A 23,097-nucleotide genomic window follows, 5' to 3' on the forward strand; every position below is an offset into this window, starting at 1 on the left:
CCTTGTGTGTCCGGGCTCTCAACCGCCCCTCTCCTCGCCGTAGCCGTTTGGCTCAGCCCCCGGCCCCGCCCGGCGTCCCCGCGGGTGGGACGGCGAGCGGGCCACCCGAGTGGAACGCCAGCTCCGCGAAGCGTTCGCCGATGCGGCGGTGCGTGGCGGCGTCGGGGTGCAGCGAGTCGGGGAGCGGCAGTTCCGCGTGGTCCGCCTCACCGTAGAGTTCACGACCGTCGAGGTGGTGCAGGTGAGGGTCCTCGGCCGCCCGCTGCTCGACGATGCGGGCGAGTTCGCTCCTGATGACGCTCAGGGTGAGCTTTCCCGCGGCCGTTTCGGCGGGGTCCCCCGCGGCACGGAAGTTCAGCTTGCCCGCGCCGAGGGCGCTGAGGTCCGGTGCGCTGGGGCCGGGCGTGTCCTCGTGGATCGGGCACAGGAGGGGCGAGACGACCAGCAGCGGTGTGGTGGGGTGGCCCTCGCGGATCGTGTCGAGGAAGCCGTGGACGGCCGGGGCGAAGGCGCGCAGGCGCATCAGGTCGGTGTTGACCAGGTTGATCCCGATCTTGAGGCTTATCCGGTCGGCCGGGGTGTCCCGCAGGGCGCGGGCGGTGAACGGGTCGAGCAGTGCGCCGCCTGCGAGACCCAGGTTGACCAGCTCCACACCGCCGAGGGCGGCGGCCAGCGCGGGCCAGGTGGTGGTGGGGCCGGCGGCGTCGGAGCCATGGCTGATCGAGCTGCCGTGGTGCAGCCACACCGCGCGACCCCGGTCCGGAGCCGGCTCGACGGGGGCGTCGGTCCGCAGGGCGATCAGCTCGGTGGTCTCGTTGTGCGGCAGCCAGATCTCGACGTCCTTGAGATGGGCGGGGAGACCGCTGAAACGGAGGGTGCCGGCCGGCCCCGGCCGGACCTCGGCGGATCCGGCGGCCATGTCGATGGTCAGGGTATTGCCGCCGGTCACGACTGCCTGATCAGCGAGGCGGCCGTCGACCAGCAGGTCGTAGACCCCGTCAGGCCGGCGGGGAGTCCCCGCGTACACCCGTTTGGTGGGCAGGGTGTCCAGTTCCACGACGGTCGCCCGGGTGCGCAGGGCGATCCGCACGCCGGAGGGCTGGGACTCGGCCATCGCCAGTTGGCCATCGGTGTTCTGGGCGCGGGCACGGGCGGGCAGCCGGTGGGGCAGCACGCCGCGTTCGGTGCGCTCCACGTGGAGCGCGCCCCGCAGGAGGTCTTCGGTGAGGGGGGTGTCCGTCAGCCCGGGGTGGGTGCTCATTGTCCGTGCCTGTTCCGGTGGGAGGGTGGGGCCGTCGCGTGACGTCGTCAGGTGGCGGGCCAGTGGCGGAGGAGTGCGTCGAGGGCGTCGAGGACCCGAGACCAGGTCTCCTCCGTGCCTGGAGCGCTGTGACTGAAACTGCCGCCCGACTCCAGGCTGATGTAGCCGTGGAAGACACTGCCCAGCAGGCGGACCGCGTGCGTACGGTCCGGCTCGGCCAGGTCGTAGCCACGCAGGATCGCCCGCGTCATCTGGGCGTGCCTGCCGCCCGCGCTGGCGGCGGCGGTGTCCGGGTCGAGCCTGATCTGTGCCGCGGCGTAGCGGCCCGGATGCTCCCTCGCGTAGTCACGGTAGGCGTTGGCGAACGCCTCCAGCGCGTCCTTGCCCGCCCGCCCGGCCAGCGCGGCGGACACGCGGTCGGCGAGTTCCGCCAGGGCCAGCAGGGCGATCCTCGTCCTGAGGTCCTGGGAGCTCTTCAGATGCGAGTAGACACTCGCGTCCTTGACACCGAACTGCCTGGCCAGTGCCGCGACGGTCACCTTGTCGAAGCCGACTTCGTCGGCCAGCTCGGCGCCCGCCTGCGTGAGGCGTTCCGCGGTCAGTCCTGCTCTCGCCATGGCGGCCATCCCTTTTTCGGCAGGTGTGCTCATGCTCCTGCCTAGGCGGACTAGGCAGATGTCGAGTTGCCCAAGGTACCCTGCCTGCCGACTCAGGGGAAACACCGCCCGGACGCCCGCTGCGGGGCCGCGGCCCCTGTTCGCGCCGGGCACCGTCGGCGGCGTCCTGACGAGTTCGTCGGCGAACGGACGGAGGCGAACGGGAACCGAGGCGGCGCCGCGTCATCGGGCACCCCTGGCGGCGGTTTCCGGACAGAGCCGCCCCGCGTGTCGCGCACACGCCTCCCGGCGCCTCCCGAGCACGTCCGCCACCCCGTCGGCCCCTCATCCCGGACCGGCCGGTGAGGTTCGAAACTTTCGATGCCAGGGAGTCACAATCTCGGGGCCGATCCCCCAGTGCACGACTTTCGGTTCCGGCTCTCTTCACGCTCACCACCGTTGCGCAGGAAGAACAACTTTTGACGGCACTCAGAACAGGCCCGACCGTTTCGTAATCGATGTCGAAACTCTTGACACCCCTTGGAGCCGGCTCAACACTGTTCGCCGTCGACGGACTTCACCGTCCGTCGATCCGTGCACCAGGGCCCGGCGTCGAGACCGGCCGCCGAGCGCCCCCGCCCCACACAGCCGTCTCCCCCATGTCCAGCAGGACGAGAAGGGCTCACTCGCATGCGCATCACGCCACGCCTGTCCCTACGGCCCGCGGTCACCGCTCTGGCCGTCGCCACGATGGCCGCGACCGCCACCGTCGCTGCCGACGCCACCCCCGCGCACGCCGCTGCCGCCGCCGCGTGCAACGGATACGTCGGGCTGACCTTCGACGACGGCCCGTCGAGCAGCACGCCGGCTCTGCTGAACGCCCTGAAGCAGAACGGCCTGCGGGCCACGATGTTCAACCAGGGCCAGTACGCCGCCGCCAACCCCGCTCAGGTCCGGGCGCAGGTGGACGCCGGCATGTGGGTCGCCAACCACAGCTACACCCATCCGCACCTGACGCAGCTGAGCCAGGCACAGATCGACTCGGAGCTCTCCCGCACCCAGCAGGCCATCGCCGCCGCCGGCGGGGGCACCCCGAAGCTGTTCCGCCCCCCGTACGGGGAGACCGACGCGACGGTGCGGTCGGTCGCGGCCAAGTACGGTCTGACGCAGGTCATCTGGGACGTCGACTCGCAGGACTGGAACAACGCGAGCACGGACGCCATCGTGCAGGCCAACGCCCGGCTCACCGACGGCCAGGTCATCCTCATGCACGACTGGCCCGCCAACACCCTCGCCGCGATCCCGCGCATCGCCCAGGGGCTGGCGAGCCGAGGGCTCTGCGCCGGGATGATCTCTCCGCAGACGGGCCGAGCCGTCGCCCCCGACGGCGGCGGCAGCGGTGGCGGCGGCGGCAACGGCTGCACGGCCACCGTGTCCGCGGGCCAGAGGTGGAGCGACCGCTACAACATCAGCGTCGCCGTGTCGGGTTCCGCCAACTGGACCGTCACCATGAACGTGCCCTCCCCCGCGAAGGTCCTCACCACCTGGAACACCGCCGCCGCCTTCCCCTCCGCCCAGGTGATGACCGCCCGGTCCAACGGCAGCGGAAACACCTGGGGCGCCACGATCCAGGCCAACGGCAACTGGACCTGGCCGACCGTCTCCTGCAGCACCACCTGACGACCGCCCGTGGGGGCGGCGGCCTGACCGCCGCCGCCACGGGATGCCGCCGGCTTCCACTGCTTCCCGGGGCGACGAAGGGGCTGCATGGACAACCAGGTTGATCGCTGATGGACATGTTCGGCGCTCGCGTTCCCTATTCTGTTCGCAGCTGATCATCCGCTGCCGCGCACACTCCAGGAGTTCGCCATGTCCCGACCGGAGAACGATGCCCCCGCCCTGCGCATCGACACCAGCAGACCCCATCCCGCCCGGATGTACGACTGGTTCCTCGGCGGCAAGGACAACTACCCGGTGGACGAGGCCCTGGGCCGGCAGATGCTCGCCGTCGAGCCCTCCGTCCCCGTCATGGCGAAGGTGAACCGGGCCTTCATGCACCGCGCCACCCGGTGGCTGACCGACCAGGGAATCCGGCAGTTCCTCGACATCGGCACGGGGATACCCACCGAGCCCAATCTCCACCAGGTGGCCCAGCGGGCGGCGCCCTCCACACGGGTCGTCTACTGCGACAACGACCCGATCGTCCTGGCGCACGCCGAGGCCCTCCTGAAGGGCACGGAGGAGGGCGCCATCGACTACGTCCAGGCGGACGCCCGCGACGTGGAGGCCATACTCCAGCACGCCGGCAAGACCCTGGACTTCAGCCGGCCGGTCGCACTCTCCATGATCGCTCTGCTGCACTTCGTGAGTGACGAGGACGGTGCCTACGAGCTGGTGGAGCGGCTGACCGGAGTGCTCGCGCCGGGCAGCCACGTGGTGATCTCGCACCTCACCGCAGACTTCCACCCGGCGGAGGCACGCAAGGTCGACGAGATGTACAAGGCCAACACCCTCACCCTGGCGCCCCGCACCCGCGCGCAGTTCGCCCGCTTCTTCGACGGGCTCGACGTGGTGGAGCCCGGCATCGTGGCGGCTGAGGCGTGGCATCCCGAGCTGGGCGAGCCGGTCCCCGGGCAGGACGACGTCGTCAGCGCGGGGTACGTGGCGGTGGGCCGCAAGGGCTGACCCGATCGGCCACCACCGGGCCGTCGCTTCCCCGGGAGCGGCGGCCCGGTGGTGGCCGACAAGGCGCTGTTGACCTCGTCGGCGCCGCGACCTGATTCTCGGGTGATCCGCCGAGAGCAGGGAGGCCACACGATGACGGCCACAGCCGGACAGACACCCGTTCCCTATCCGTTCAACGCGTCGGCCGGACTGGAGCTGGCGGACGCCTACCAGGAAGCACTGGTGCGGCCCGGGCTCCTGCGCGTACGCATGACCTACGGGGAACCCGCCTGGCTGGCCACGCGCTACGCCGACGCGCGCCTGGTACTCGGCGACCGCCGCTTCAGCCGGGCGGAGGCCCTCCGCCACGACGAGCCGCGCCAGTCGGAAGGAAGCCGGGACAGCGGCATCCTGAGCATGGACCCCCCTGGGCACACCCGGCTGCGCACCCTGGTGGCCAAGGCGTTCACCGTGCATCAGGTGGAGAAGTTACGCCCCTGGGTACGGGAGCTTGCGCACGGCCTGCTCGACGGGCTGGAGGCCGGGGGACAGCCGGCCGACCTGGTGGAGCACTACGCGCTGCCGATCCCCGTGGCGGTGATCTGTCGCATGCTCGGCGTGCCGGAGGAGGACCGCCCGAGGTTCCGGGCCTGGAGCGACGCCGCCCTCTCCACGAGTTCCCTGACCGCCGAGGAGTTCCTGCGCAGCCGGGAGGAGCTGCGTGCCTACATGGCGACACTGATCGAGGACCACCGGCGCAGCCCCCGGCCGGATCTCATGACGGGGCTCATCGAGGCCCGTGACACCGGGGACCGGCTCAGCGAACTCGAACTGGTCGATCTCTGTGTCGGCATCCTCGTCGCCGGTCACGAGACCACCGCGACCCAGATCCCGAACTTCGTGTACGCGCTGCTCGACCACCCCGATCAGCTGGAACTGCTGCGGGAGCGCCCCGCGCTCATCCGCGGGGCCGTCGAGGAACTGCTGCGCTTCGTGCCGCTGGGAAGCGGCGCGGGCTTCCCCCGGTACGCGACCGAGGACGTGGAGGTCGGCGGCACACTCGTCCGGGCGGGGGAGCCCGTGCTCGTCGCGGTCGGGGCCGCCAACCGCGACGCCCTGAGGTTCGAGGGGGCGGGAAGGCTCGACGTCACGAGGACCGGCGTCCAGCATCTGGGGTTCGGACACGGGGTCCACCACTGCCTCGGTGCACCTCTCGCCCGGCTCGAACTGCAGGAGGCACTGGAGGCGCTGCTCGTGCGCTTCCCGGACCTGCATGTGGCGGGGGACGTGGAGTGGAAGAGCCAGATGCTCGTGCGGGGGCCGCGCGAGATGCCGGTGGGGTGGTGAAGGCCGTGTCGTGGACGACGGAGGTGGACCGCGGTCTGTGTATGGGATCGGGCATGTGCGCGGGTGTCGCCTCCGATCTGTACGAGCTCGACGAGGAGGACCGGGCGCGGCCCGTCCATGAGCGGATGGCCCCTGACGAACGTGCGCTGGACGCCGCCGACTCGTGTCCCGCGTCGGCGATCGTGGTCCGGGAGGGCGGTCTGGTGATCGGGCCCCGCCCCTGAGCCGCCCGCACGGGGCCGTCACGTCGGCCGCCCTTCGCCGCCGGTCCGCCGGACGCAGGAGACGACCACGACGAACGGCCAGAACGACTGAGCGAACGTGAGGACGCGCTCGGCCGCTCCCGCGGTGTCGAGGAGGAGGAGGGCGAGCAGGAACCAGCCTCCGCCGAGCCACATGAGCCCTGCCGCCGTGGCGGAAGGCACCGGTCGCAGTCCCCAGGGCGCCGCCTCCTCGGAGGGCGGGGCCCCGGGGCGCGGCCAGGTGTCGAGCGCCGCCACGGTCATCCGGCGGGGTCCGCGCCGGACGGCCAGGACCGGCCACACGGCGAGCAGCGAGAACCCCACGGTCACGACCACTCCGTGTGCGAACGAGCCACCGCTGCTCGGTGCCGGGAACAGGGCGAGCAGCATCGCCGTGATCCCGCCGCCGGCCAGTGTCACCCTGCCGAACGGCGCGGCGGGTCGTAGCCCGCAGGCGGTGATCACATGGCAGGCTCCCAGGGCGAGCAGGGCTGACGTCATCACCCAGTACCCGCCGGCGCCGTCGGAGGCGAGCAGGCTGATCGTCGCCCGCGCGGGGTCGTAACCGGGCCCCTGCAGCTCCGCCGAGACCGCCCAGCCACCGACCAGGAGGATCGGGGCACACGCCGAGGAGAAGAAGGCCCACCGGGGGACAGATCGCATCGGTGCAATGTAGAACGCCCGGCGGGTACGGGCCGGTGTACACGCAGGCGATCCGCTGCGTAGTCCGCCCACGAGCGGGTAGGCGCGTGACGCCGGGTCACCTGACGGTGTGTGGACCGCACCGCTCGGCCCACCAGCGGCCCCGGGTCCCGGCGCGCCGTACCGGACGTGGATCGAACATGGAGGAGACCCGCTGTGCTGACACCCAGTCCTCAGGACCTGAGAGTGGCTCTGGCCCGCTACGCCGACGCGCGGATCGAGGACGCGCGCCGCTCCACGGACGCGACGTCCCGGGCCGTGGAGGATGCCGCGTACACCCTGTGCGTGATGACCGGCACCCAGGCTGTCGCGCAGGCCCTGCAGGTCGCCGACACGATGCTCGGCATGCGGGCCACGGTCTCCCCCGCTCTGCGCCGGCCTGTTGCCAGGCAGCAGGAGAACCGCCTCCAGACCGCCTGACCCACCGCCCGCCGTCGGTGTGATCCCTCCCGGGGTCGCCCCGGCCCCGAAAGGCCGGGCAGGTGGGTTCCGCCCGAGCGGGAACGGGCGACGGGAAGAACGCGGAACAGCTGACGGCCCTGTCCGACGGGAGCTGCGCGATCGCCCTGACCTCGCCGCTGTCGGAACACGCTTGCGCACACCTGGCGGTCCCCGTGCACCTCGGCGCCACCGGCTCAGGCCGGTGGCGCCGAACTGCCGTCATCTCGCGGTGGCGGTCAGGGTCTCGTAATACGTGCCGAGCTTCCGCAGGTAGAAGAGGTCGCCCGTGTCCTGATCGCGCTCGAAGCGCGGGGCGTCCTTGATCTCGTCCTTGGTGCACCGGACCCTGATCACGCGTTCGGTGCCGTCCACGGCGGCCACCATGCCCGCGGGCACGACGACGCTCCTCCCGAACTTCCAGACTCCCGCGTCGATCACCAGGTGGTCGAAACCCGGTACCGGCGAGAGCCGGATGACGGTTCCCACGCTTCCGTCCGGTGCCTCCACGCCGTATCCGATCACGTCGTCGTCCAGCGGCCGTTCCAGCTGCGCAGGACCTGTCCAGACCGTTTCCATGGTCGCCTCCTCCTGGCAGCCGGCCCGATCCGGCCGCCGGACCTTCCATATGCCCCCGTAGGCGCGGGCGATGCGGGCCGGCCCGGTCGGGTTCCCCGTTCGGGTTACAGGCCCATCTCGTACGCCCCGGACAGGGCCTCGACGCGGTCCCACACCCGCGCCGAGCGGGCGTCGTCGACGACGGGGCGCCGTATCGCGGCGACGGCCCAGCGCTGCTGCTCCTCGGTCGCGGAGTCCTTGCCGTGCAGCTCGACGGCGTACCCGGAGAAGTCCCGGACCAGTACGGAGAACAGCTCGTCCAGCACGTCCTCGTCCAGGCCGGTGAGCCGGGCCTGCTCCAGGATCAGCTGGCCGTGGACCACGAGGGCGAAGAGCTGGCCGACGGACAGCAGGAAGTCGAGGTCCCGGCTCTGGTGCTCGTCGGGCGCGGCACGGGCGACGAAGTCGCACAGGGCGTCCGCCTGCTCCCGGAAGCGGGCGACGTTGGGCACCGCGGCGTACGCGTCGTAGGCCGGACGCCAGTCGTGGAAGCGTACGGATCCGAGGCCACGGGCGGGTCCCTGCTGGAAGAGGAAGGCGTCGTCCGCCGCGTCCAGGCGCGTCGGGACGGGCTCGTACCCGGCCGGATCCAGCAGGTGGTTCCGCATGAACTTGAGGATGAGAGCGAGGTTGACGTGGACCGTGCCCTCCAGCTTGGGCAGGCTGCGGATCTCCACGGCCGCCTGGGCGAAGTACGTGTCCTTCTCGAAGCCCTTGGCGGCGATGACGTCCCACATCAGGTCGATGACCTTCTCGCCCTCCGTGGTCACCTTCATCTTCGTCATCGGGTTGAACAGCAGGTACCGGCGGTCGTCCGGGCCGGCCGACCGGAAGTAGTCGACGGCCCGGTCGCTGAACAGCTTCATGCCGACGAGCCGGACGTAGGCGTCGGCAAGCTCCCGGCGGACGTGCGGGAACGCGGTCACGGGGCGGCCGTAAAGGATGCGGTTGTGCGCGTGGGTCACGGCCTCGTACATCGCGTGCTCGCAGATGCCGATCGACGCGGTGCACAGGTTGAACTTGCCCACGTTGACGGTGTTGAGGGCGGCGTCGAAGGCGGCGCGGCCCGTGTGCAGGACGTCGTCGGGGCCGACCGGGTAGCCGTCGAGGCGGAACTCGCTGACGTACTTGGAGGAGTCGACGACGTTCTTCACCAGGTGGTAGGCGGGATGGCGGCTGTCCGCCGCGAAGAAGACGTAGCCGTCAGGGCCTTCGACGTCGGTGCGCCGGCCGAAGACCGAGACCAGGCCGGCGGCGTTGCCGTTGCCTATGTAGTACTTGGAGCCGGTGGCCCGGAAGCCGCCGTCACCGGCCGGTTCGAGGAGCATGTCCGTGGAGTAGATGTCGGCGCCGTGGGTCTTCTCCGACAGGCCGAAGGCGAACACCTCACCCTGCGAGAGCAGGTCCGCCGCGCGGGTGCGGGCCGCGTCGTTGTCGCTCTGCCAGACCGGGCCGAGCCCGAGGATGGTCACCTGCCAGGCATACCAGTAGTCGAGTCCGTAGAAGCCGAAGATCTCGTTGAGCGCGGCGATCCTCGCGGTGTCCCAGCGCTGGTCCTCCCGCTGCGCGGCCGTGGCGGGAGTGAGGAAGGTGGCGAACAGTCCCTCCTTGGCGGCGAACCCGAGGAACTCGCCCAGCCACGCGCGGGACCGGTAGTCCTCGATGAGACGCCGCTTGCCGCGGTCCTCGAACCAGTCGATGGTGGCGCGCAGCAGCCTGCGGGTCTCGGGGTCGAAGTGCGCGGGGTCGTAGGCACGCGGGTTGAACAGCAGCGGGTCTGCCATGGTGAGGGGCCTTTCGAGAGGGTGTGGGCGGGGGGAGGACGGAGATGTCACTTCTGCCGGCCGGCCGGGCCGAGCCTGCGGAGCGTGGTGAGTACGTCGTCGAGCCAGGCGACCGTCATGCGTTCGTAGGCGATGCCGCCGCGCAGCACGACGTGCTGCAGTTCCTGGCCCGCGTCCAGGGTTGCCGGAGCTCCGGGACCGGTGAAGTCACGCAGTTCCCCGGCGAGGTAGTGCGCGAGACGGTCGCTGTGCACCCGGTGGTGCCGCTGGACCTCGTGCAGCAGCGCTGCCGGGTCGTCGAAGGCCGTGCCGCGGATCTTCACGGCGAGATCGTGGCGGAGGCTCTCGGGTTCGATCGGTTCGTGGAGCCAGTCGGAGAGGGCGGCGCGGCCGGGGGCCGCGACGGAGTACTCCTTCTTGTCCGGCCTGCGTTCCTGCGGCACGTCGCGGACGTCGAGCAGGCCGTCGCTCTCCATGCGCTTGAGGACGCGGTAGATCTGCTGGTGCGTGGCGGTCCAGAAGTACCCGATGGACCGTTCGAACCGCCGGGCGAGCTCATAGCCCGAGCCCGGCTGCTCCAGCAGGGAGACGAGGATCGCGTGTTCGAGCGCCATGCCCCCGATCGTCTTATGCAACTGGTTGCATAGCAAGCTGCGGCGGCCGGGTGAGACGCGCCTCACCCTGCCCCGCTGCGAACCGGCGCGGCCCGCGCGGCACACGGCTGACGAGGGGTGGTACCGGTCGGGACGGGGCCGTCCGGCTCCGGAGTCGCTTCAGCCGCCGCCTTGCGGGGCGCCTCGCTCCGGCTGCGCGGGCGTCCCGGCGAGCAGGTCGCCGGTCGCGCAGCGCCTTGCCGGGGCCCGTCCGTACTGGCGGACGAGAATGCCCGGGCCGTCCTCCGTGAACGCGGTGAGAGCCACCGTCCGTCCGCCCTGGAGGATGTCCCGGTCCTGCAGCTTGCCGTCGGGCTGCGCATACCTGCGGCACCGCACCGTCAGGTAGCCGACGGGTTCCGGACGCTCGTCAGCGTCCACGTCAGTGGGTCAGGTCTCTCCGTCACCGACCGGGTCATGTCCGGCCCGGCGCGTGGCGAACGGGCCGGGGCCGGCGGGGCGGGTCGAAGGCGCCGCCGGAGTGGTCCCGTCGAGGGCGGCGGACCCTTGCCCGGCACCCGCGCGGTGCAGGGCGAGCATGGCCTGGTCGTCCTGCGGCCGGCCGCCGGCATGGCGCCGGACGTCCTGGATCAGCGTGTCCAGGATCTGCCCCGGGGTGGGGCGCCCGTCCGAGCGGGTCCGTCCGGCGAACGCGAGCGGCAGACGGGCCACGGGGTCGTAGAAGCGGCCCGTGGCGTCCCGGGACTCGGTGACACCGTCGGTGAGGAGGAGCAGGGTGGAGCCGGCCGGGAAGGGGAAGCTGTCGACCGGGGCGGACCAGGTGCCCAGGTCGCTCATGCCCAGCGGAGGCGCTTCCTCGGATGCCTGCAGAAGCGTGGCGCGGCCCTGCGCGTCCAGGAGAACGGGAGGCGGATGGCCCCGGTTGACCAGGCGTACGGTCTCCAGGTCCGTGGAGAACTCGGCGATGAGGGCCGTCGTGAAACCCTCCTCCTGCTGCTGTCCGCCGCGTCGGCCGCCCTCGCGCAGGAGAGCCCTCTCCAGCCGGGCCACCAGTTGCGGCAGGTCCTCGGACTCGTCCGCCGCGTACCGGAAGGCGCCGAGATCGGCGCTGACGGCGCTGACCGCGCCCAGCCCCTTCCCCCGCACGTCGCCGACCATCACCCGGACTCCGTACGGGGTGCTCTGCACCACGTACAGGTCTCCGCCGATCAGGGCCTCGCTCTCGGCCGGCACGTACCGCGCGTCGATGTGCAGGTCCCCGAGGCGTGACGGGGGCCTGGGCAGCACGGCCCGCTGGGCGACGGCCGCGACGTGCTGGGCGCGCCTGGCGCGGGCGTCCCGGCTGCGCAGCGTGCGGTGGATGAGTACGGCGAGCGCCGTGACGGCCGCCAGGGTGATCTGGTTGGCCACGCCCGCGCGCCAGCCGAAGGTGCCGTCGAGCCGCGCGAGGAACGCGTGGACGACCATCGCCGTGAGGCCGACCCCGACGATTCCCCGGACTCCGGAGAGTGGCGCGGCTGCGACGGGTGCCGCCATGAGAAGTGGCGCGGACGTCACATCGTGCGGGGTGACCAGGTCGACCACCACGGCCAGCACGATGAGGCCTACGGGGATCCACTGGGTTCTCGGCAGCTGCGGCACTCCCCCACGCTGCCCGCACGTGCGGTCCTCCGCCACCCCGGGCTTCCGCGCACGGCGTACGGGGCGGAGACATCTGACGGGCAGGGGCTTGCTGGGGCAGCGAGAGACACCGATGTTCTCCTGACGTGCCGGTGCCCGGCCCCGTGTGCATCGTGCCGCGAGGCAACTGCTTGCACTGACCACGTATATGCTCGTACGGAGCAGCCGGCGTCTCGCGCCGAGGGCCTCGACTCTCCTCCGCGGGGCGTGGTCCGCGCCGCGAGTTCCGCGACCGGCCGGGGAGCCGTGCTCCGGAGCGACGCATCCCGGACATCTTGTCCGCATGGCGAGACGCGTTTGCGAAGGCGCACGCCTGCGGCGTTCCATCGCGCCTGTGCAAACCGAACAGATAACCCCTGATCAGACGGCCTCCGACGACAAGGCGGCGAGGCGCGCCGTCACGGTGTTCCCCGTGCTCGTAGTCGTGGCGGGCGTGGCAGGTCTCGTCACCCCCGGGACGTTCGACGGCTGGACGGAATCGGTTCCGTACCTCCTGGGCATCGTCATGTTCTGCATGGGACTGACGATGACTCCGCTCGACTTCCGGGGCGTGGCGAAGCGTCCGTGGGCCGTGGCGATCGGCCTGGTCGCGCACTACGTGATCATGCCGGGACTCGGCTGGGCCATCGCTCATCTGCTCGGGCTGCCGCCGCAGCTGGCAGCCGGGCTCATCCTGGTCGGCTGCGCGCCGAGCGGCACGGCGTCCAATGTGGTGACGTTCCTCGCCCGCGGCGACGTGGCGCTGTCGGTCTCCGTCGCCACCGTCTCCACTCTGGTCGCCCCGCTGGTGACGCCGCCCCTCACGCTGCTGCTGGCGGGCGCGTACCTTCCGGTGGACGCCGGTTCGATGATCACGGACATCCTCAAGACGGTGCTGCTCCCGGTCCTCGGCGGACTGGTGGTGCGGCTGGTCGCGGGCAGGCTCGTCGACCGCGTACTGGGTCTCATGCCCTGGCTCTCTTCGGTGGCCGTCGCGGCGATCGTCTGCGCCGTCGTGGCGGGCAGCGCCGGCACCATCAAGTCGGCCGCCGTGACCGTGCTGATCGCAGTCGTGCTGCACAACGGCCTCGGACTCGCGCTCGGCTACGCCGCGGGCAAGGCCTCAGGACTCGGCCGGCCTGCAAGCCGCGCCATGGCCTTCGAGGTCGGCATGCAGAACTCGGGGCTGGCCGCCTCGCTGGCGACCGCTCACTTCAGCCCGCTGGCCGCTCTGCCGGCCGCGGTGTTCTCCGTGTGGCACAACATCTCGGGTGCCCTGGTGGCCGCCTGGATGTCCCACCGGTCCCGGCGCGAGGTGCCCGCTCCCGGAGTCGCCGGTCCGGCGCCCGAGGCCGTGCCGGCCGACGAGTCCTGACCGGGACCCCACGGCTCGAAGGCGTTCGTCCGGGTTTCCGGGCGAACGCCTTCGTGCGTTCCGTGCCCGCCGGCGCACGGATGCCGCGGCCGGTCACCGGGCGGGGACCTCACCGGCCGGCATCCGCGTAGCGGCGGGCCAGGTGCGCGAAGGCGTCCTTGAGTTCGGCCGGCCCGACGACCTGGATGCCGGCGTCGAACCGGCCGATCGTGGCGGCCAGCCCCGGCCAGGACCATGCCCCGAGGACGAGCCGGCAGCGGTCCGGGCCGAGCGCCTCGACGACTCCGTCCCGCGAGTAGCGAGAGACGACGGACGCCGGCAGATCGAGGATCACCTCACCGCGGCAGGGCCAGTCGCCTCCGCCGTCGAAGCCCTGGAACCTGCCGGCCACGAAGGCCGCCACGTCGCCCCCGGGCACGTCGCGAGGAGTGAAGCGGGGCCCGGTGGGGGTGCGCGGGGCGATGCGGTCGGCGCGGAAGGTGCGCCAGTCGTCACGGTCGAGGTCCCAGGCGACGAGGTACCAGCGCCCGCGCCGGGTGACCAGGTGATGTGGCTGAGCCCTGCGCGGCGGCGGCGCGGCCGGACCCTCACCGGCCGCCGGGTCCGCCGAGGTGTAGTCGAAGCGCAGTACCTCACGGGCGTGGACGGCCGCACTCAGCGCCACGAGAACGCGCGGGTCCGCCTGCGGGACCGGATCGGGTCCCACGCCTTCGACAGCGGTGACGCGCACGGCGTCGACGCGATGGCGGAGGCGGGCCGGCATGACCTGCCGGACGGTGTTCAGCGCGCGCGCCGCGGCCTCCTCGATGCCTGCCCCGGTGGCGGCGGCGGTCCTGAGCGCGACGGCCAGGGCGACGGCCTGGTCGTCGTCGAAGAGCAGCGGCGGCAGCTCCGCACCGGCGTCGAGCCGGTAGCCGCCGTCCGGCCCCTTGGTGGCCGACACGGGATAGCCGAGCTCGCGCAGACGGCCGACGTCACGTCGTACGGTGCGCGGACTGACCTCCAGCCGCTCCGCCAGCGCCTGCCCGGGCCAGTCGCGGCGCGCCTGGAGCAGGGACAGGAGGGACAGCAGTCGCGCTGAGGTCTTCGGCATGCCCTCAGTATCACCGGGAGAAGCGGACACATCCTGACCGCTTCCGATGCGAACGTGGACCTGGACACGCACACGAGCGGAAGGAACCCAGCCACGTGAGGACGCGAGAGCACGCGCGGACCGGAGACCCGGCCCTCCGGCCGGTGCCCGGGCCCCCGGTGGTGACGCGATGACCGTCCTCGACAGCCGGTCGCTCAACCGCGCCACGCTCGCCAGGCAGTTGCTGCTCGAACGCTCCGGCATGCCGGTGCCCGGGGCCGTGGGACATCTGGGCGGCCTCCAGGCTCAGGAGCCGCAGGAACCGTACACCGGACTCTGGTCCCGGCTGCGGGCGTTCGAACCCACCGCCCTCTCGGACCTGCTGCTCCGGCGCAGCGTGGTGCGGATCCACCTCATGCGGCGCACCGTCCACCTCGTCACCGCCGACGACGCGGTCGCCTGGCGGGCCCGCCACGACTCCATGCTGCGCCGGCGTGTCCTCGGCGTCTACCGCGACGAGTTCGCCGGAACGGACCTCGACGAACTGGCGGCGGCGGGACGGGCGGTGATGGCCGACGGGGAGCCCCGCTCGACCGCCGAGGTCGTGAGCGAGCTCGCCGCGCGCCGCCCGGCGCCGGGACGCCGGGCCCTCGGCGAGATGGTGGTCGCCGCCCTCGTGCCGGTCGCACAGGCACCGCCCCGAGGGCTGTGGCGCACCAAGGCGGGAGTACGCAACGTCCTGCTCTCCTCCTGGCTGGGCCGAAGCCTCGACGCGCCGGACCCCGACCCCTGCGACCCGGTCGGCCGGACGCTGGTACGCCGCTACCTGGCCGCCTACGGCCCCGCCGCGACGGCGGACCTGCGCGCCTGGTGCGGCCTCACAGGTCTCCCTGCCGCGGTGAAGGCGCTGCGCGGGGAACTCGTCTCCTTCCGGGACGAGCGCGGACGGGAACTGCTCGACCTCCCCGGCGCGCCCCGTCCCGACCCCGGGACTCCCGCACCGGTGCGGTTCCTGCCTGCCTTCGACAACGCGATTCTCGGCTACCACGACCGCAGCCGGATCATCGACGACGCCCACCGCGGCCTCTCGGTCGCCGGCGAGCGCGTCGTCCTGGTCGACGGCCGGGTCGCCGCGACCTGGGGCGTCGACGCCGGCACCGTGGTCGTCGACCCTCTGTACCGCTTGTCCCGTGCCGACCGCGGCAGTGTCGCCGAGGAGGGGGCCGCACTGGCCTCGTTCCTCTCCGACGGCGAAAGCACTCGCGTACGGGTCGCCACGGACGCCCGCTGATCCGCCCCGGCGCGGCCGGCCCGCCGACCCGTCGCACCGGCCCCGGGCCCCGCGGGGTACGGCGCCCCGCCCTCGTGAGCGGGGGCGGGGCGCCGTACCCACCCGGTTCCCGGGCGTCAGGCGGAGTCGGCCGCCATGCTCCGTATCAGGCTCTTGGGCCGCAGGTCGGTCCAGTTCTCCTCCACGTAGGCGAGACAGGCCTGGCGCGTGTCCTCCGGGTGCGCCACCGCCCAGCCGGCGGGCACCTCGGCGAAGGCGGGCCACAGCGAATGCTGTCCCTCGTCGTTGACGAGCACCAGGTAGGTGCCGTTCTCGTCCTCGAAGGGGTTGGTCACCGGTACTCCTAGAACTTAGGTAAGGCTGAGTCCACTTGGCGTTGCCACCTTACCCAGCTCCCCCTTCGTCGACGCGCCACATGGCCCGAACTCCCACCTGGCGAGCCCGGTGGGACACCACCCGATGACCGGACATGGACGAACGGGGTGAACGAGGAGCCGGCTGCCGATGACACGGTTCGGACCGTCTCGGGCGATCGCCACGGCCGTGCGGCGGGCCGCTCGAGAGACGCGCCACCGCCTCCGCCTCCGCATCCGTCGCAAGGAGGACCGTGGATCCGGCGGACCCGGGGGTCCGCGAGGGGCCGGTCCAGGCGAGTACCGCGCCCGGACGTGCGGTGAGCGGCGGTTCCGCCCAGGGGCCGCCTCCTTCCCGCTGACTAGTCCGCGTGTCTCCCGTGGCTCTCAGGTACGACCCGGGACCGACACGGAGAGGGATTCGTGGAACCCCCGCCCGCTCATACCGTCTTGATCAGAGAAACGGCGGTCGGCAACCGTCGGGACAGCGGTTCCGGAGACAGGCGAGACAGTGAGCAGGTGGCACGGGTGACTCAGCAGAATCGGCCGAAGGGCAAGGCGTTCGCTCCCGAGTATCAGGGGGCGCTCGGCTCGTTGTCGGTGAACTCCTCCCTCAGCGACGTACTGAAGAAGGGTGTCGAAGAACTGCGTGCGGCCGAACGGGACGGCGACCAGGGGGAGATGGCGCGCTGCGGTCTGGCTGTGGCGGAGGCGTACCGGCGGCTGGGGCGCGTCGACGACGCCGACGCGGCCTGGAAGTCGAGTTACCGCGCGGCTCGTGCCGCGGGTGACGTCGGCGCCATGGCGTGGGCGCTGTGGAGCGGTGGCACGCTGGCTCGTCAGCGGGGTTCGCTGGCACTGGCCTACCGCCTGCTCGGGCTCGCCGCCGAGATGGGTGAACGAGGGGGCGACGTGGTCGTACGCGGCTACTCGCTCGCCGGTCTCGCGGAGACCGGGCGCATCCAGGGCGACTACCAGGCCGTGGGCGAGCTGCACGAACAACTGCTCGCCGAGGCCCGCAGGCGCGGCGAGGCCAGGCACACGGTGTGGGCGTTGGAGGGCATAGCCCAGATGCACCGGAACACCGGGTCGTACGACAGGGCTCTCGCCCTCTTCGAGGAGGCGGCCGAGACCGCGGGCCGAGCGGACGACCAGCGGGGCCGGGCCTGGGCGTTGCGCGGAATAGCCGACGTGGTGTCCGTACGCGACGGTGACGTGGAACGTGCGCTGGCACTGCTCACCGAGGCGGAGTCCGCCTGCCGCGAGATGAAGTTGTCGAGCGCCCTGGCCTACAACCACAAGATGCGGGCCAACGTGCACTACCGGGCCGGGCAGTACCCGCAGGCCCGTGACACCTACGCGCGGGCCCTCGCGGAGTTCCAGGAGATGAACGAACCCCGGGGGACCGCGCTGTCACAGCTGGGTCTCGCCAAGTCACTGGCCAGGCTGGGACGCAACCCGGCGGAGACCGTCGTGGAACTGGCCGGGCTCCGCCGGACCCTGGACCGCATCGGGCTGAAGCACGCCCGGGACATGGTCGACAAGGCGGCTGTCGAACTGGGGGTGGGACCGCTGCCGGATGCGAACCCCCGCGTGGAGGCGGCGGTGACACGATGACCGTTCCCACGACCGTCTCCGCCGGCACCGTACGCGCCCTGTCCTCCGCGCCCGCCGGATCCGTCCGGGACGCGGCGCCTTCCGGAGGTGCCGGGCACACCGACACCGCGTCGCTCCACGCCACCGCACCCGGTGTCCCCTCTCCGGGTACGCCGCCGTCCCGCGCCGCGCTCACCGCTCCCCGGATACTCGCCCGCTGCCGCGACCTGGTGCGCCCTTCCCTTTCGGCCGCCGTGGAACGGCTCCATCCCTGGTCGGGTGAGATGGCCGCGTTCGCACTCGGGTGGTGCGAAGTCGGTGGCGCGCCCGCTGACGGGTCGTTCGAGGGGAAGGGGGTGCGCCAGGCCCTCGCCGTACTGGGCGCCGAGGCCGCGGGGGCGCCCGGGGAGAGCGCCGTGTCCGGCGCGGTCGCAGTGGAGCTGGTCCACACCTTCTCGCTCCTGCACGACGACATCATGGACGGGGACGGGACCCGGCGGCAGCGGGACACCGTGTGGAAGGCGTACGGCACGGGGCCCGCCGTCCTCGCGGGCGACGCGCTCTTCGCCCTCGCGGTGCAGACCCTCGCCGAGACACCCGGACCGCACACGGCCGCGGCCGTCGTCCGCCTGTCCGGGACGTTGAGCGGGCTCGTACGCGGCCAGGCGGACGACCTGCTCTTCGCGTCCCGTCCGTGGACGGGGCCCGGGGCCGTCCGGACCGATGAGTACCGGGTCATGGCGGAACTCAAGACGGGCACCCTGCTGGGCTGCGCCGCAGCGCTCGGCGGCCTCCTGGGCGGAGCACCCGCTCGCACCGTCGCCGCGCTGGACCGTGCCGGGAGCCATCTCGGAGTGGCCTTCCAGGCCGTCGACGACCTGCTCGGCATCTGGGGGGACCCGGCGGTCACGGGCAAGCCGGTGCACAGCGACCTGCGGCAGCGGAAGAAGACCTTCCCCGTGCTGGCCGCTCTCGCCGGGGGCGGCCCCCGCGCCGGGGAACTGGCCGCTCTCCTGAACGCCCCTCATGTCCTCGACGACGACGGTGCCATGCGTGCCGCCGACCTGGTGGAGGCGTGCGGCGGCCGCACCGCCACCCTGGCCGAGGCCGGCCACCACCTCGACGCCGCCCGCGCCTGCCTGCGGGGCGTGCCCCTCGCCCCCCGTGCGGCTCGCGAGATCGAGGTGCTGACCTCCTTCCTGCTCCACCGCAGGGTGTGAGTACGGCGGCGGCCGGGTTCCGCCCGGCCGCCGGGGCGCCGTGCGCCCGTCCGTCAGGCCGGTGCCCGCATGCCGTCGATGATGCGGGTCCAGTGGTCGCTGCCGTGTCCGTCCTGGATCGCACGCCGGTAGTGGCCCTGCACGGCCAGTGGCAGCGCGAGGTCGAGTCCGAGAGCGGTGCTGGTCTCGACGATGTGGTCGGAGGTCGCCCCCATCATCGTGACCGTGCTGAGGTCGCCGGGGTGCTCCCCGGCGTCCAGTGCGGCGCCCGGCTTCTCCTCCCCGGCCCTCATCATGTCGCCGATCGAGTCGGCGAGGGAGAACAGCTCCGGCAGCGCGTCCTGCGCCTTCACACCCGCGGTGCCCAGCATCGCGGTGGCGTGCATCAGCCCGGAGAGGGTGGAGAGGAACAGTGCGAGCTGCGCTTGGTACATCAGCTGGGCGAGGCCCGGGTCCTCGCCCAGATACCTGGGGGTGCCGAGCAGTGCGAGTGCCGCCCGGTGGCTCTCCAACGTCTTCTCGGGGCCGCTGTAGTAGACGTAGGCCGCCTCGGTCCCGACCATCGGTGCGGGAGTCATGACGCCCCCGGTGAGGAAGGCGGCGTCATGGCCCCCCGCCCATGTCGCGGCTTCGCGCGTGCGGTCGGGAGTGTCGGAGCTCAGGTTGACCAGTGTCCGGCCGGCGAGCGAGCCGGTGGCGCTGCCGAGGACGTCGTACATCGCCCGGTAGTCGGTGAGGCTGAGGATCACGAGGTCACTCGCCTCGACCGCCTCGGCGGGGGTCGCCGCGAGCGTCGCCCCGTCGGCGACGAGGCCGTCGGCCCGGCTCGCGGTGCGGTTCCAGACGGTGACGGAGTGGCCGGCGGCGAGGAGGGTACGGGCCATCGCCTGGCCCATCGGGCCGAGTCCGATGAGGGTGACGGGACGGTCCTGCGTGGCGTCGGGGTTCTGTTGTCGGTTCACTCCTCCATGATCGAAGGGCCCTGCTCATCCGGGAAGTACCCACTATCTTCTTCGGTACTTACCTATTCGTAAGGGGGCTACTGATGACGAGGGCACCGAGACGCGGGCCGTACATCTGCGGCGTCGACGCCGCGCTCGACGTACTGAGCGGCAAGTGGAAAGGGCTGATCCTCTGGGAACTGGAGGAACGTGGCGTACGTCGCTTCGCCGAGCTGCGCCGTGGTCTGCCGGGGGTGAGCGAGAAGATGCTGACCCAGCACCTGAGGGAGATGGAGGAGGACGGCCTCGTGCACCGGAAGGTCTACGCCCAGGTGCCGCCCCGGGTGGAGTACTCGCTGACCGGGTACGGGCGGACACTCAACCAGGCGCTCGGGCCGCTCGGCGCCTGGGGGGACGAGCGGATGCGTCGCGAAGGGTCCGCCGTGGTCGATGTCGCCCGGCCCTCGCACGACTGAGCACGGTCTCGCGTGCGGCTCGGTGACCCGCTCCCCGCTCGCCGAGGCACCGCGGGCACGGAGTCGCCGAGCCGCTGCCCCGCGTGGTCGACGCCCCCGCTGCGGCCTACCCCAGGAGAGCGGCGACGGTGATCAGGGCGGGAATCGATACGAGGGTGGACAACAGGATGGATTCCCTGGCGAGTCGTTCGGCGACGCCGTACTGCGACGCGTAGGTGTGGAGGTTCTGGGCGGCGGGCAGGGCCGAGATCACCACGACGTCGAGCAGGGCGGCGCCGTGCAGGTGGAACAGGCCCGCGCCCACGGCCCAGGCGACCAGGGGCTGCACGGTCGTCTTGAGCGCGGCGGAGAGGGCGATCGCGGGCCGGCTGTCACCGCGTGCCGGTATACCGCTGCCGCGCAGGGATATACCGAAGGCCAGAAGCACCGCGGGCACGGACATGTTGCCGATGAGCGTGAGGGGTTCGAGGGCAGGCGACGGAATGTCCCATCCGGTGGCGGCCACGGTCACGCCCGTCAGCGAGCCGACGGCCATCGGATTGCGGAGCGGTGTGGTCAGGCGCTGCCACAGAGGGCGGGGCTCGCCCGGGCGACTGAGGTCGAGGACGGTCAGTGCCAGCGGGGTGACCACGATCTGCTGGAAGAGCAGGACGGGGGCGACGAGGGAGGCGTCTCCCAGGACGTAGACGGTGATCGGGATACCGAGGTTGCCGGCGTTGACGTAGCTGGAGCACAGCGCCCCGATGGTGAGCTGCCCGGTGTCCCAGCCCCGGAGGAGTCCCACGGCGAGGAAGAGGGCCGCTGCGGCCGCCGCCGCGGCGGCGGTGACGAGGAGCCGCTGGGAGAAGACGACCGAGAGGTCCGCGCCCGCCAAGGTGGTGAAGAGCAGTGCGGGCGTCGCCACGTTGAACGCGAGGCGCGTCAGGACGGTCCGGCCGTCCTCCCCCAGATGCCCACGGCGTCCCAGGACGTAGCCGACGCCTATGACCACGGCGATCACCGCGAACCCGGTGAGAACTCCCTGCATGACTTCCTTGCTGATGAACCGTGCGCGACCGGGGCCCGGGGCAGGCAGCGAGGAACCGCAGGGAGTGGGGTTCCCCGGCCACTGCCCCCGATCCGTACCGGGAGTCCGCGCCACGACGCGTTGACCAGGACTCAGCCTACGGTCACTTCGCGGGGGCGTTCTCGCCGCCCCGGTCGTACCCGTGGCCGGCCGGCGGGTGCGGGCCACCACCTCGGTTCAGCATGCACGGGGGCCGGCGTCCACGCCGGCCCGCCGCGGGAGGCTGCTGCCGCCACGCCGTGAGACCTCGCCGGACATGCCGGTGACCCGGCCTGGACTCCAGCCCGGCCGGGCCCCGTCAGCGGCTCTTCCCCTCCCCCGAGCCGGGGACGGGAGGCCCAGGAGGGGGTGCGTCCGGTACCGAGGGCGCAGCGGGCCCTGCTCCCCCGGTCGTGGTGCCGCCCGGCCGGGTCAGGGACCGGCGGCCTAGGCGTCGGCCCCGTAGGTGCCGAACTCCGGGAGGCCCGTCGTCTCGTACGTGTGCACCGAGAGGCCACCCGGTGTCACCTGATGGGCGGCGAGCCGCAGACCGGCCGGTGCGCCCCCTTCCGGGAGAAGCCGTCGGCCCTGGCCCACCACGACCGGGGCGATCACGAGCCGCAGCGTGTCGACGAGCCCCGCGGCCAGCAGGGACTGGGAGAGCTGGGCGCTGCCATGGACCTGCAGTTCACGGCCGGGCCGCCGCTTCAGTTCGGCGACCTCGGCGGGAACGTCCCCGGACAGGATGGTGGTCGGGTTCCACCCGGCCTCGGTCAGGCTGTCCGAGGCCACGAACTTCGGCAGGCCGTTCATGATCGCGGCGAAGGGGTGGTCGGTCATCTTCGGCCAGTCCCGCGCGAAGTTCTGATAGGTGCGGCGACCGAACAGCAGCGCGTCCGCCTCGCCGAGCCAGGTGCCGGCCAGCTGGTTGAACTCCTCGTCCAGGTGTGGCACGAACCAGCCACCCCGCTCGAACCCGCCGCTGGTGTCCTCGTCCGCGGCCCCGGGGCCCTGGGAGACACCGTCGAGCGTCAGGAACTCCTGCACTACGAGCTTCATCGCGCACCGTTCTCTCTTCGGCCTCGGAGGCCGATCGCACCTGCTGGGTGTGGAGACGGAATCATCCCCGCTAGATGGACTTCGGGGGGCGCGAGAACTCATCGGTCGGCACGTCCTCGGTGGCGTCGCGGCCCGGCCCGGGGGCCGATGCGCCAAGACAGTCGGCGCCAGGTTCCCGCTGCGGGGGCCGGCACGCGTCCCGGCCCCCGCAGCCCTGGCCTGTGGCTCGTACCTCCGTGCGCGAGCTACCCGCCCGGAGGGGGGCCCGGGTGGCAGGGGCCGTGAGGGATGGGTCAGAGGGGGACGACCGCTCCCTCCCGTATCCAGCCCCGTCGGTCCGCTGCCGCATCCGTGGTGACCAGCACGTAGCCGTACTCGTTGTAGGACGCGCCCTCGCACGTCGACGCGCCGACGATGTCCCCGGCGTACTTGGTCTTGACCACGGCGCTGTTCGGGTTCGGGTTCTCGTACACCCCGGCGGTCGGCCACACGACCTTGTACTGGCATCCGAGCTGGGCCGAGGCACCGGCAGTCGGGCCGGTGGCGAGCGCCCCGGCGCAGCCGAGTGCGGCTGCCAGGGTGACGGTGGTGAGACGGCGCATGCGCATGAGTGGTAGGGCTCCTCGCGAAGTCGGCGGTGTGACAGGCACATGATGACAGGCCTTCCGGTGCGTCCCGTACGCTGCGACGGATACCGGCGAGGCTGCCGTCGCGCACCCGGGGGCACCCTCGCGGCGGGGGTTC

Annotated in this window: 24 protein-coding genes; 10 read left to right on the forward strand and 14 right to left on the reverse strand. The window is 72.1% G+C overall.

Translation table 11 applies throughout. The annotated features are described in order from the left end of the window. Window positions 1–52 precede the first annotated feature (52 nt). Together ACHFIV_RS17440 and ACHFIV_RS17445 are read right to left on the reverse strand one after the other, a co-directional pair. Window positions 53–1,261 (reverse strand): SGNH/GDSL hydrolase family protein, encoded by a 1,209-nt coding sequence (locus ACHFIV_RS17440; protein ID WP_398969357.1) that lies wholly within the window; start codon window positions 1,259–1,261, stop codon window positions 53–55. Window positions 1,262–1,308: 47 nt separating this feature from the next. Then, the gene (locus ACHFIV_RS17445; protein ID WP_398969360.1) at window positions 1,309–1,878 is read right to left on the reverse strand and encodes a TetR/AcrR family transcriptional regulator; all 570 of its coding nucleotides are present in this window, start codon (window positions 1,876–1,878) and stop codon (window positions 1,309–1,311) included. Between the two features lie 669 nt (window positions 1,879–2,547). Between ACHFIV_RS17445 and ACHFIV_RS17450 the strand changes: the two genes are divergently transcribed. The 4 genes from ACHFIV_RS17450 (at window position 2,548) to ACHFIV_RS17465 (ending at window position 6,092) form a co-directional block, all read left to right on the forward strand. After that, on the forward strand, window positions 2,548–3,537 hold the full coding sequence (locus ACHFIV_RS17450) for a polysaccharide deacetylase family protein (RefSeq protein WP_398969363.1): 990 nt from the start codon (window positions 2,548–2,550) through the stop codon (window positions 3,535–3,537). A 189-nt stretch (window positions 3,538–3,726) separates the two neighbouring features. Then, the gene (locus tag ACHFIV_RS17455) at window positions 3,727–4,542 is read left to right on the forward strand and encodes an SAM-dependent methyltransferase (RefSeq protein WP_398969366.1); all 816 of its coding nucleotides are present in this window, start codon (window positions 3,727–3,729) and stop codon (window positions 4,540–4,542) included. A gap of 132 nt (window positions 4,543–4,674) precedes the next feature. Then, complete coding sequence (locus ACHFIV_RS17460) at window positions 4,675–5,868, forward strand: cytochrome P450 (RefSeq protein WP_398969369.1); 1,194 nt, start codon at window positions 4,675–4,677, stop codon at window positions 5,866–5,868. After that, entirely contained in the window at window positions 5,865–6,092 is a 228-nt protein-coding gene (locus ACHFIV_RS17465; RefSeq protein WP_398969730.1) for a ferredoxin, read from the forward strand. The genes ACHFIV_RS17460 and ACHFIV_RS17465 overlap by 4 nt, the downstream gene beginning before the upstream one ends. A gap of 18 nt (window positions 6,093–6,110) precedes the next feature. Here ACHFIV_RS17465 and ACHFIV_RS17470 read toward each other — a convergent pair whose 3' ends face one another. Next, window positions 6,111–6,773, reverse strand: coding sequence for a DUF998 domain-containing protein (locus ACHFIV_RS17470; protein ID WP_398969372.1), 663 nt, complete (start codon window positions 6,771–6,773; stop codon window positions 6,111–6,113). 195 nt (window positions 6,774–6,968) lie between these two features. Here ACHFIV_RS17470 and ACHFIV_RS17475 point away from each other — a divergent pair, with 195 nt between their 5' ends. Next, the gene (locus tag ACHFIV_RS17475; protein WP_398969374.1) at window positions 6,969–7,232 is read left to right on the forward strand and encodes a DUF5133 domain-containing protein; all 264 of its coding nucleotides are present in this window, start codon (window positions 6,969–6,971) and stop codon (window positions 7,230–7,232) included. Window positions 7,233–7,472: 240 nt separating this feature from the next. Here the strand turns inward: ACHFIV_RS17475 and ACHFIV_RS17480 are convergent, their stop codons facing one another. The 5 genes from ACHFIV_RS17480 to ACHFIV_RS17500 form a co-directional block, all read right to left on the reverse strand. Next, a complete protein-coding gene (locus ACHFIV_RS17480; RefSeq protein ID WP_398969377.1) occupies window positions 7,473–7,829 on the reverse strand; it encodes a hypothetical protein in 357 nt (118 codons plus the stop codon). 104 nt (window positions 7,830–7,933) lie between these two features. After that, complete coding sequence (locus tag ACHFIV_RS17485) at window positions 7,934–9,652, reverse strand: acyl-CoA dehydrogenase family protein (protein ID WP_398969379.1); 1,719 nt, start codon at window positions 9,650–9,652, stop codon at window positions 7,934–7,936. A 47-nt stretch (window positions 9,653–9,699) separates the two neighbouring features. Next, the gene (locus tag ACHFIV_RS17490; protein WP_398969382.1) at window positions 9,700–10,266 is read right to left on the reverse strand and encodes a PadR family transcriptional regulator; all 567 of its coding nucleotides are present in this window, start codon (window positions 10,264–10,266) and stop codon (window positions 9,700–9,702) included. Between the two features lie 159 nt (window positions 10,267–10,425). Next, window positions 10,426–10,686: a hypothetical protein gene (locus tag ACHFIV_RS17495; RefSeq protein ID WP_398969385.1), complete on the reverse strand. Its 261-nt coding sequence runs from the start codon at window positions 10,684–10,686 to the stop codon at window positions 10,426–10,428. Window positions 10,687–10,695: 9 nt separating this feature from the next. After that, window positions 10,696–11,907 carry a PP2C family protein-serine/threonine phosphatase gene (locus ACHFIV_RS17500; RefSeq protein ID WP_398969388.1) on the reverse strand — a complete coding sequence of 404 codons (1,212 nt, stop codon included), beginning with the start codon at window positions 11,905–11,907 and terminating at the stop codon, window positions 10,696–10,698. 373 nt (window positions 11,908–12,280) lie between these two features. On the opposite strand from ACHFIV_RS17500, the gene ACHFIV_RS17505 reads away from it, so the two are divergent. Next, a complete protein-coding gene (locus ACHFIV_RS17505; RefSeq protein WP_398969391.1) occupies window positions 12,281–13,300 on the forward strand; it encodes a bile acid:sodium symporter family protein in 1,020 nt (339 codons plus the stop codon). A gap of 109 nt (window positions 13,301–13,409) precedes the next feature. Here ACHFIV_RS17505 and ACHFIV_RS17510 read toward each other — a convergent pair whose 3' ends face one another. Further along, complete coding sequence (locus tag ACHFIV_RS17510; RefSeq protein ID WP_398969394.1) at window positions 13,410–14,393, reverse strand: helix-turn-helix transcriptional regulator; 984 nt, start codon at window positions 14,391–14,393, stop codon at window positions 13,410–13,412. Between the two features lie 169 nt (window positions 14,394–14,562). On the opposite strand from ACHFIV_RS17510, the gene ACHFIV_RS17515 reads away from it, so the two are divergent. After that, window positions 14,563–15,663, forward strand: a complete 1,101-nt coding sequence (locus ACHFIV_RS17515; protein ID WP_398969397.1) for a winged helix DNA-binding domain-containing protein — start codon at window positions 14,563–14,565, stop codon at window positions 15,661–15,663. A gap of 116 nt (window positions 15,664–15,779) precedes the next feature. Here ACHFIV_RS17515 and ACHFIV_RS17520 read toward each other — a convergent pair whose 3' ends face one another. Then, on the reverse strand, window positions 15,780–15,998 hold the full coding sequence (locus ACHFIV_RS17520; RefSeq protein WP_398969399.1) for an MbtH family protein: 219 nt from the start codon (window positions 15,996–15,998) through the stop codon (window positions 15,780–15,782). Window positions 15,999–16,544: 546 nt separating this feature from the next. Here ACHFIV_RS17520 and ACHFIV_RS17525 point away from each other — a divergent pair. Together ACHFIV_RS17525 and ACHFIV_RS17530 are read left to right on the forward strand one after the other, a co-directional pair. After that, window positions 16,545–17,633 carry a tetratricopeptide repeat protein gene (locus ACHFIV_RS17525; RefSeq protein WP_398969402.1) on the forward strand — a complete coding sequence of 363 codons (1,089 nt, stop codon included), beginning with the start codon at window positions 16,545–16,547 and terminating at the stop codon, window positions 17,631–17,633. Continuing rightward, entirely contained in the window at window positions 17,630–18,832 is a 1,203-nt protein-coding gene (locus ACHFIV_RS17530; RefSeq protein WP_398969405.1) for a polyprenyl synthetase family protein, read from the forward strand. Before ACHFIV_RS17525 ends, ACHFIV_RS17530 begins: the two co-directional genes overlap by 4 nt. A gap of 53 nt (window positions 18,833–18,885) precedes the next feature. Here ACHFIV_RS17530 and ACHFIV_RS17535 read toward each other — a convergent pair whose 3' ends face one another. Beyond that, complete coding sequence (locus tag ACHFIV_RS17535) at window positions 18,886–19,794, reverse strand: NAD(P)-dependent oxidoreductase (protein ID WP_398969408.1); 909 nt, start codon at window positions 19,792–19,794, stop codon at window positions 18,886–18,888. An 83-nt stretch (window positions 19,795–19,877) separates the two neighbouring features. Here ACHFIV_RS17535 and ACHFIV_RS17540 point away from each other — a divergent pair, with 83 nt between their 5' ends. Continuing rightward, window positions 19,878–20,249 (forward strand): winged helix-turn-helix transcriptional regulator, encoded by a 372-nt coding sequence (locus ACHFIV_RS17540; protein WP_398969411.1) that lies wholly within the window; start codon window positions 19,878–19,880, stop codon window positions 20,247–20,249. Window positions 20,250–20,355: 106 nt separating this feature from the next. Here the strand turns inward: ACHFIV_RS17540 and ACHFIV_RS17545 are convergent, their stop codons facing one another. The 3 genes from ACHFIV_RS17545 to ACHFIV_RS17555 all read right to left on the reverse strand — a co-directional run bounded on the left by ACHFIV_RS17545 (window position 20,356) and on the right by ACHFIV_RS17555 (window position 22,961). After that, window positions 20,356–21,276: an AEC family transporter gene (locus ACHFIV_RS17545; RefSeq protein WP_398969414.1), complete on the reverse strand. Its 921-nt coding sequence runs from the start codon at window positions 21,274–21,276 to the stop codon at window positions 20,356–20,358. Window positions 21,277–21,741: 465 nt separating this feature from the next. Next, window positions 21,742–22,353 carry a dihydrofolate reductase family protein gene (locus ACHFIV_RS17550; protein WP_398969417.1) on the reverse strand — a complete coding sequence of 204 codons (612 nt, stop codon included), beginning with the start codon at window positions 22,351–22,353 and terminating at the stop codon, window positions 21,742–21,744. A gap of 293 nt (window positions 22,354–22,646) precedes the next feature. Continuing rightward, entirely contained in the window at window positions 22,647–22,961 is a 315-nt protein-coding gene (locus ACHFIV_RS17555) for a glycosyltransferase (RefSeq protein WP_398969419.1), read from the reverse strand. Window positions 22,962–23,097: the final 136 nt, after the last annotated feature.

Origin of the sequence: Streptomyces sp. ALB3, assembly GCF_044385685.1 — a bacterium.
Lineage (GTDB): Bacteria > Actinomycetota > Actinomycetes > Streptomycetales > Streptomycetaceae > Streptomyces.

Bases quoted from the DNA above. Each gene is read 5' to 3' on its own strand.
- ACHFIV_RS17550 (WP_398969417.1), bottom strand. From the start codon at position 22,353: ATGAAGCTCGTAGTGCAGGAGTTCCTGACGCTCGACGGTGTCTCCCAG.
- ACHFIV_RS17485 (WP_398969379.1), bottom strand. From the start codon at position 9,652: ATGGCAGACCCGCTGCTGTTCAACCCGCGTGCCTACGACCCCGCGCAC.
- ACHFIV_RS17530 (WP_398969405.1), top strand. From the start codon at position 17,630: ATGACCGTTCCCACGACCGTCTCCGCCGGCACCGTACGCGCCCTGTCC.
- ACHFIV_RS17515 (WP_398969397.1), top strand. From the start codon at position 14,563: ATGACCGTCCTCGACAGCCGGTCGCTCAACCGCGCCACGCTCGCCAGG.
- ACHFIV_RS17540 (WP_398969411.1), top strand. From the start codon at position 19,878: ATGACGAGGGCACCGAGACGCGGGCCGTACATCTGCGGCGTCGACGCC.
- ACHFIV_RS17445 (WP_398969360.1), bottom strand. From the start codon at position 1,878: ATGGCGAGAGCAGGACTGACCGCGGAACGCCTCACGCAGGCGGGCGCC.
- ACHFIV_RS17510 (WP_398969394.1), bottom strand. From the start codon at position 14,393: ATGCCGAAGACCTCAGCGCGACTGCTGTCCCTCCTGTCCCTGCTCCAG.
- ACHFIV_RS17490 (WP_398969382.1), bottom strand. From the start codon at position 10,266: ATGGCGCTCGAACACGCGATCCTCGTCTCCCTGCTGGAGCAGCCGGGC.
- ACHFIV_RS17545 (WP_398969414.1), bottom strand. From the start codon at position 21,276: ATGCAGGGAGTTCTCACCGGGTTCGCGGTGATCGCCGTGGTCATAGGC.
- ACHFIV_RS17440 (WP_398969357.1), bottom strand. From the start codon at position 1,261: ATGAGCACCCACCCCGGGCTGACGGACACCCCCCTCACCGAAGACCTC.
- ACHFIV_RS17470 (WP_398969372.1), bottom strand. From the start codon at position 6,773: ATGCGATCTGTCCCCCGGTGGGCCTTCTTCTCCTCGGCGTGTGCCCCG.
- ACHFIV_RS17555 (WP_398969419.1), bottom strand. From the start codon at position 22,961: ATGCGCATGCGCCGTCTCACCACCGTCACCCTGGCAGCCGCACTCGGC.
- ACHFIV_RS17480 (WP_398969377.1), bottom strand. From the start codon at position 7,829: ATGGAAACGGTCTGGACAGGTCCTGCGCAGCTGGAACGGCCGCTGGAC.
- ACHFIV_RS17460 (WP_398969369.1), top strand. From the start codon at position 4,675: ATGACGGCCACAGCCGGACAGACACCCGTTCCCTATCCGTTCAACGCG.
- ACHFIV_RS17455 (WP_398969366.1), top strand. From the start codon at position 3,727: ATGTCCCGACCGGAGAACGATGCCCCCGCCCTGCGCATCGACACCAGC.
- ACHFIV_RS17450 (WP_398969363.1), top strand. From the start codon at position 2,548: ATGCGCATCACGCCACGCCTGTCCCTACGGCCCGCGGTCACCGCTCTG.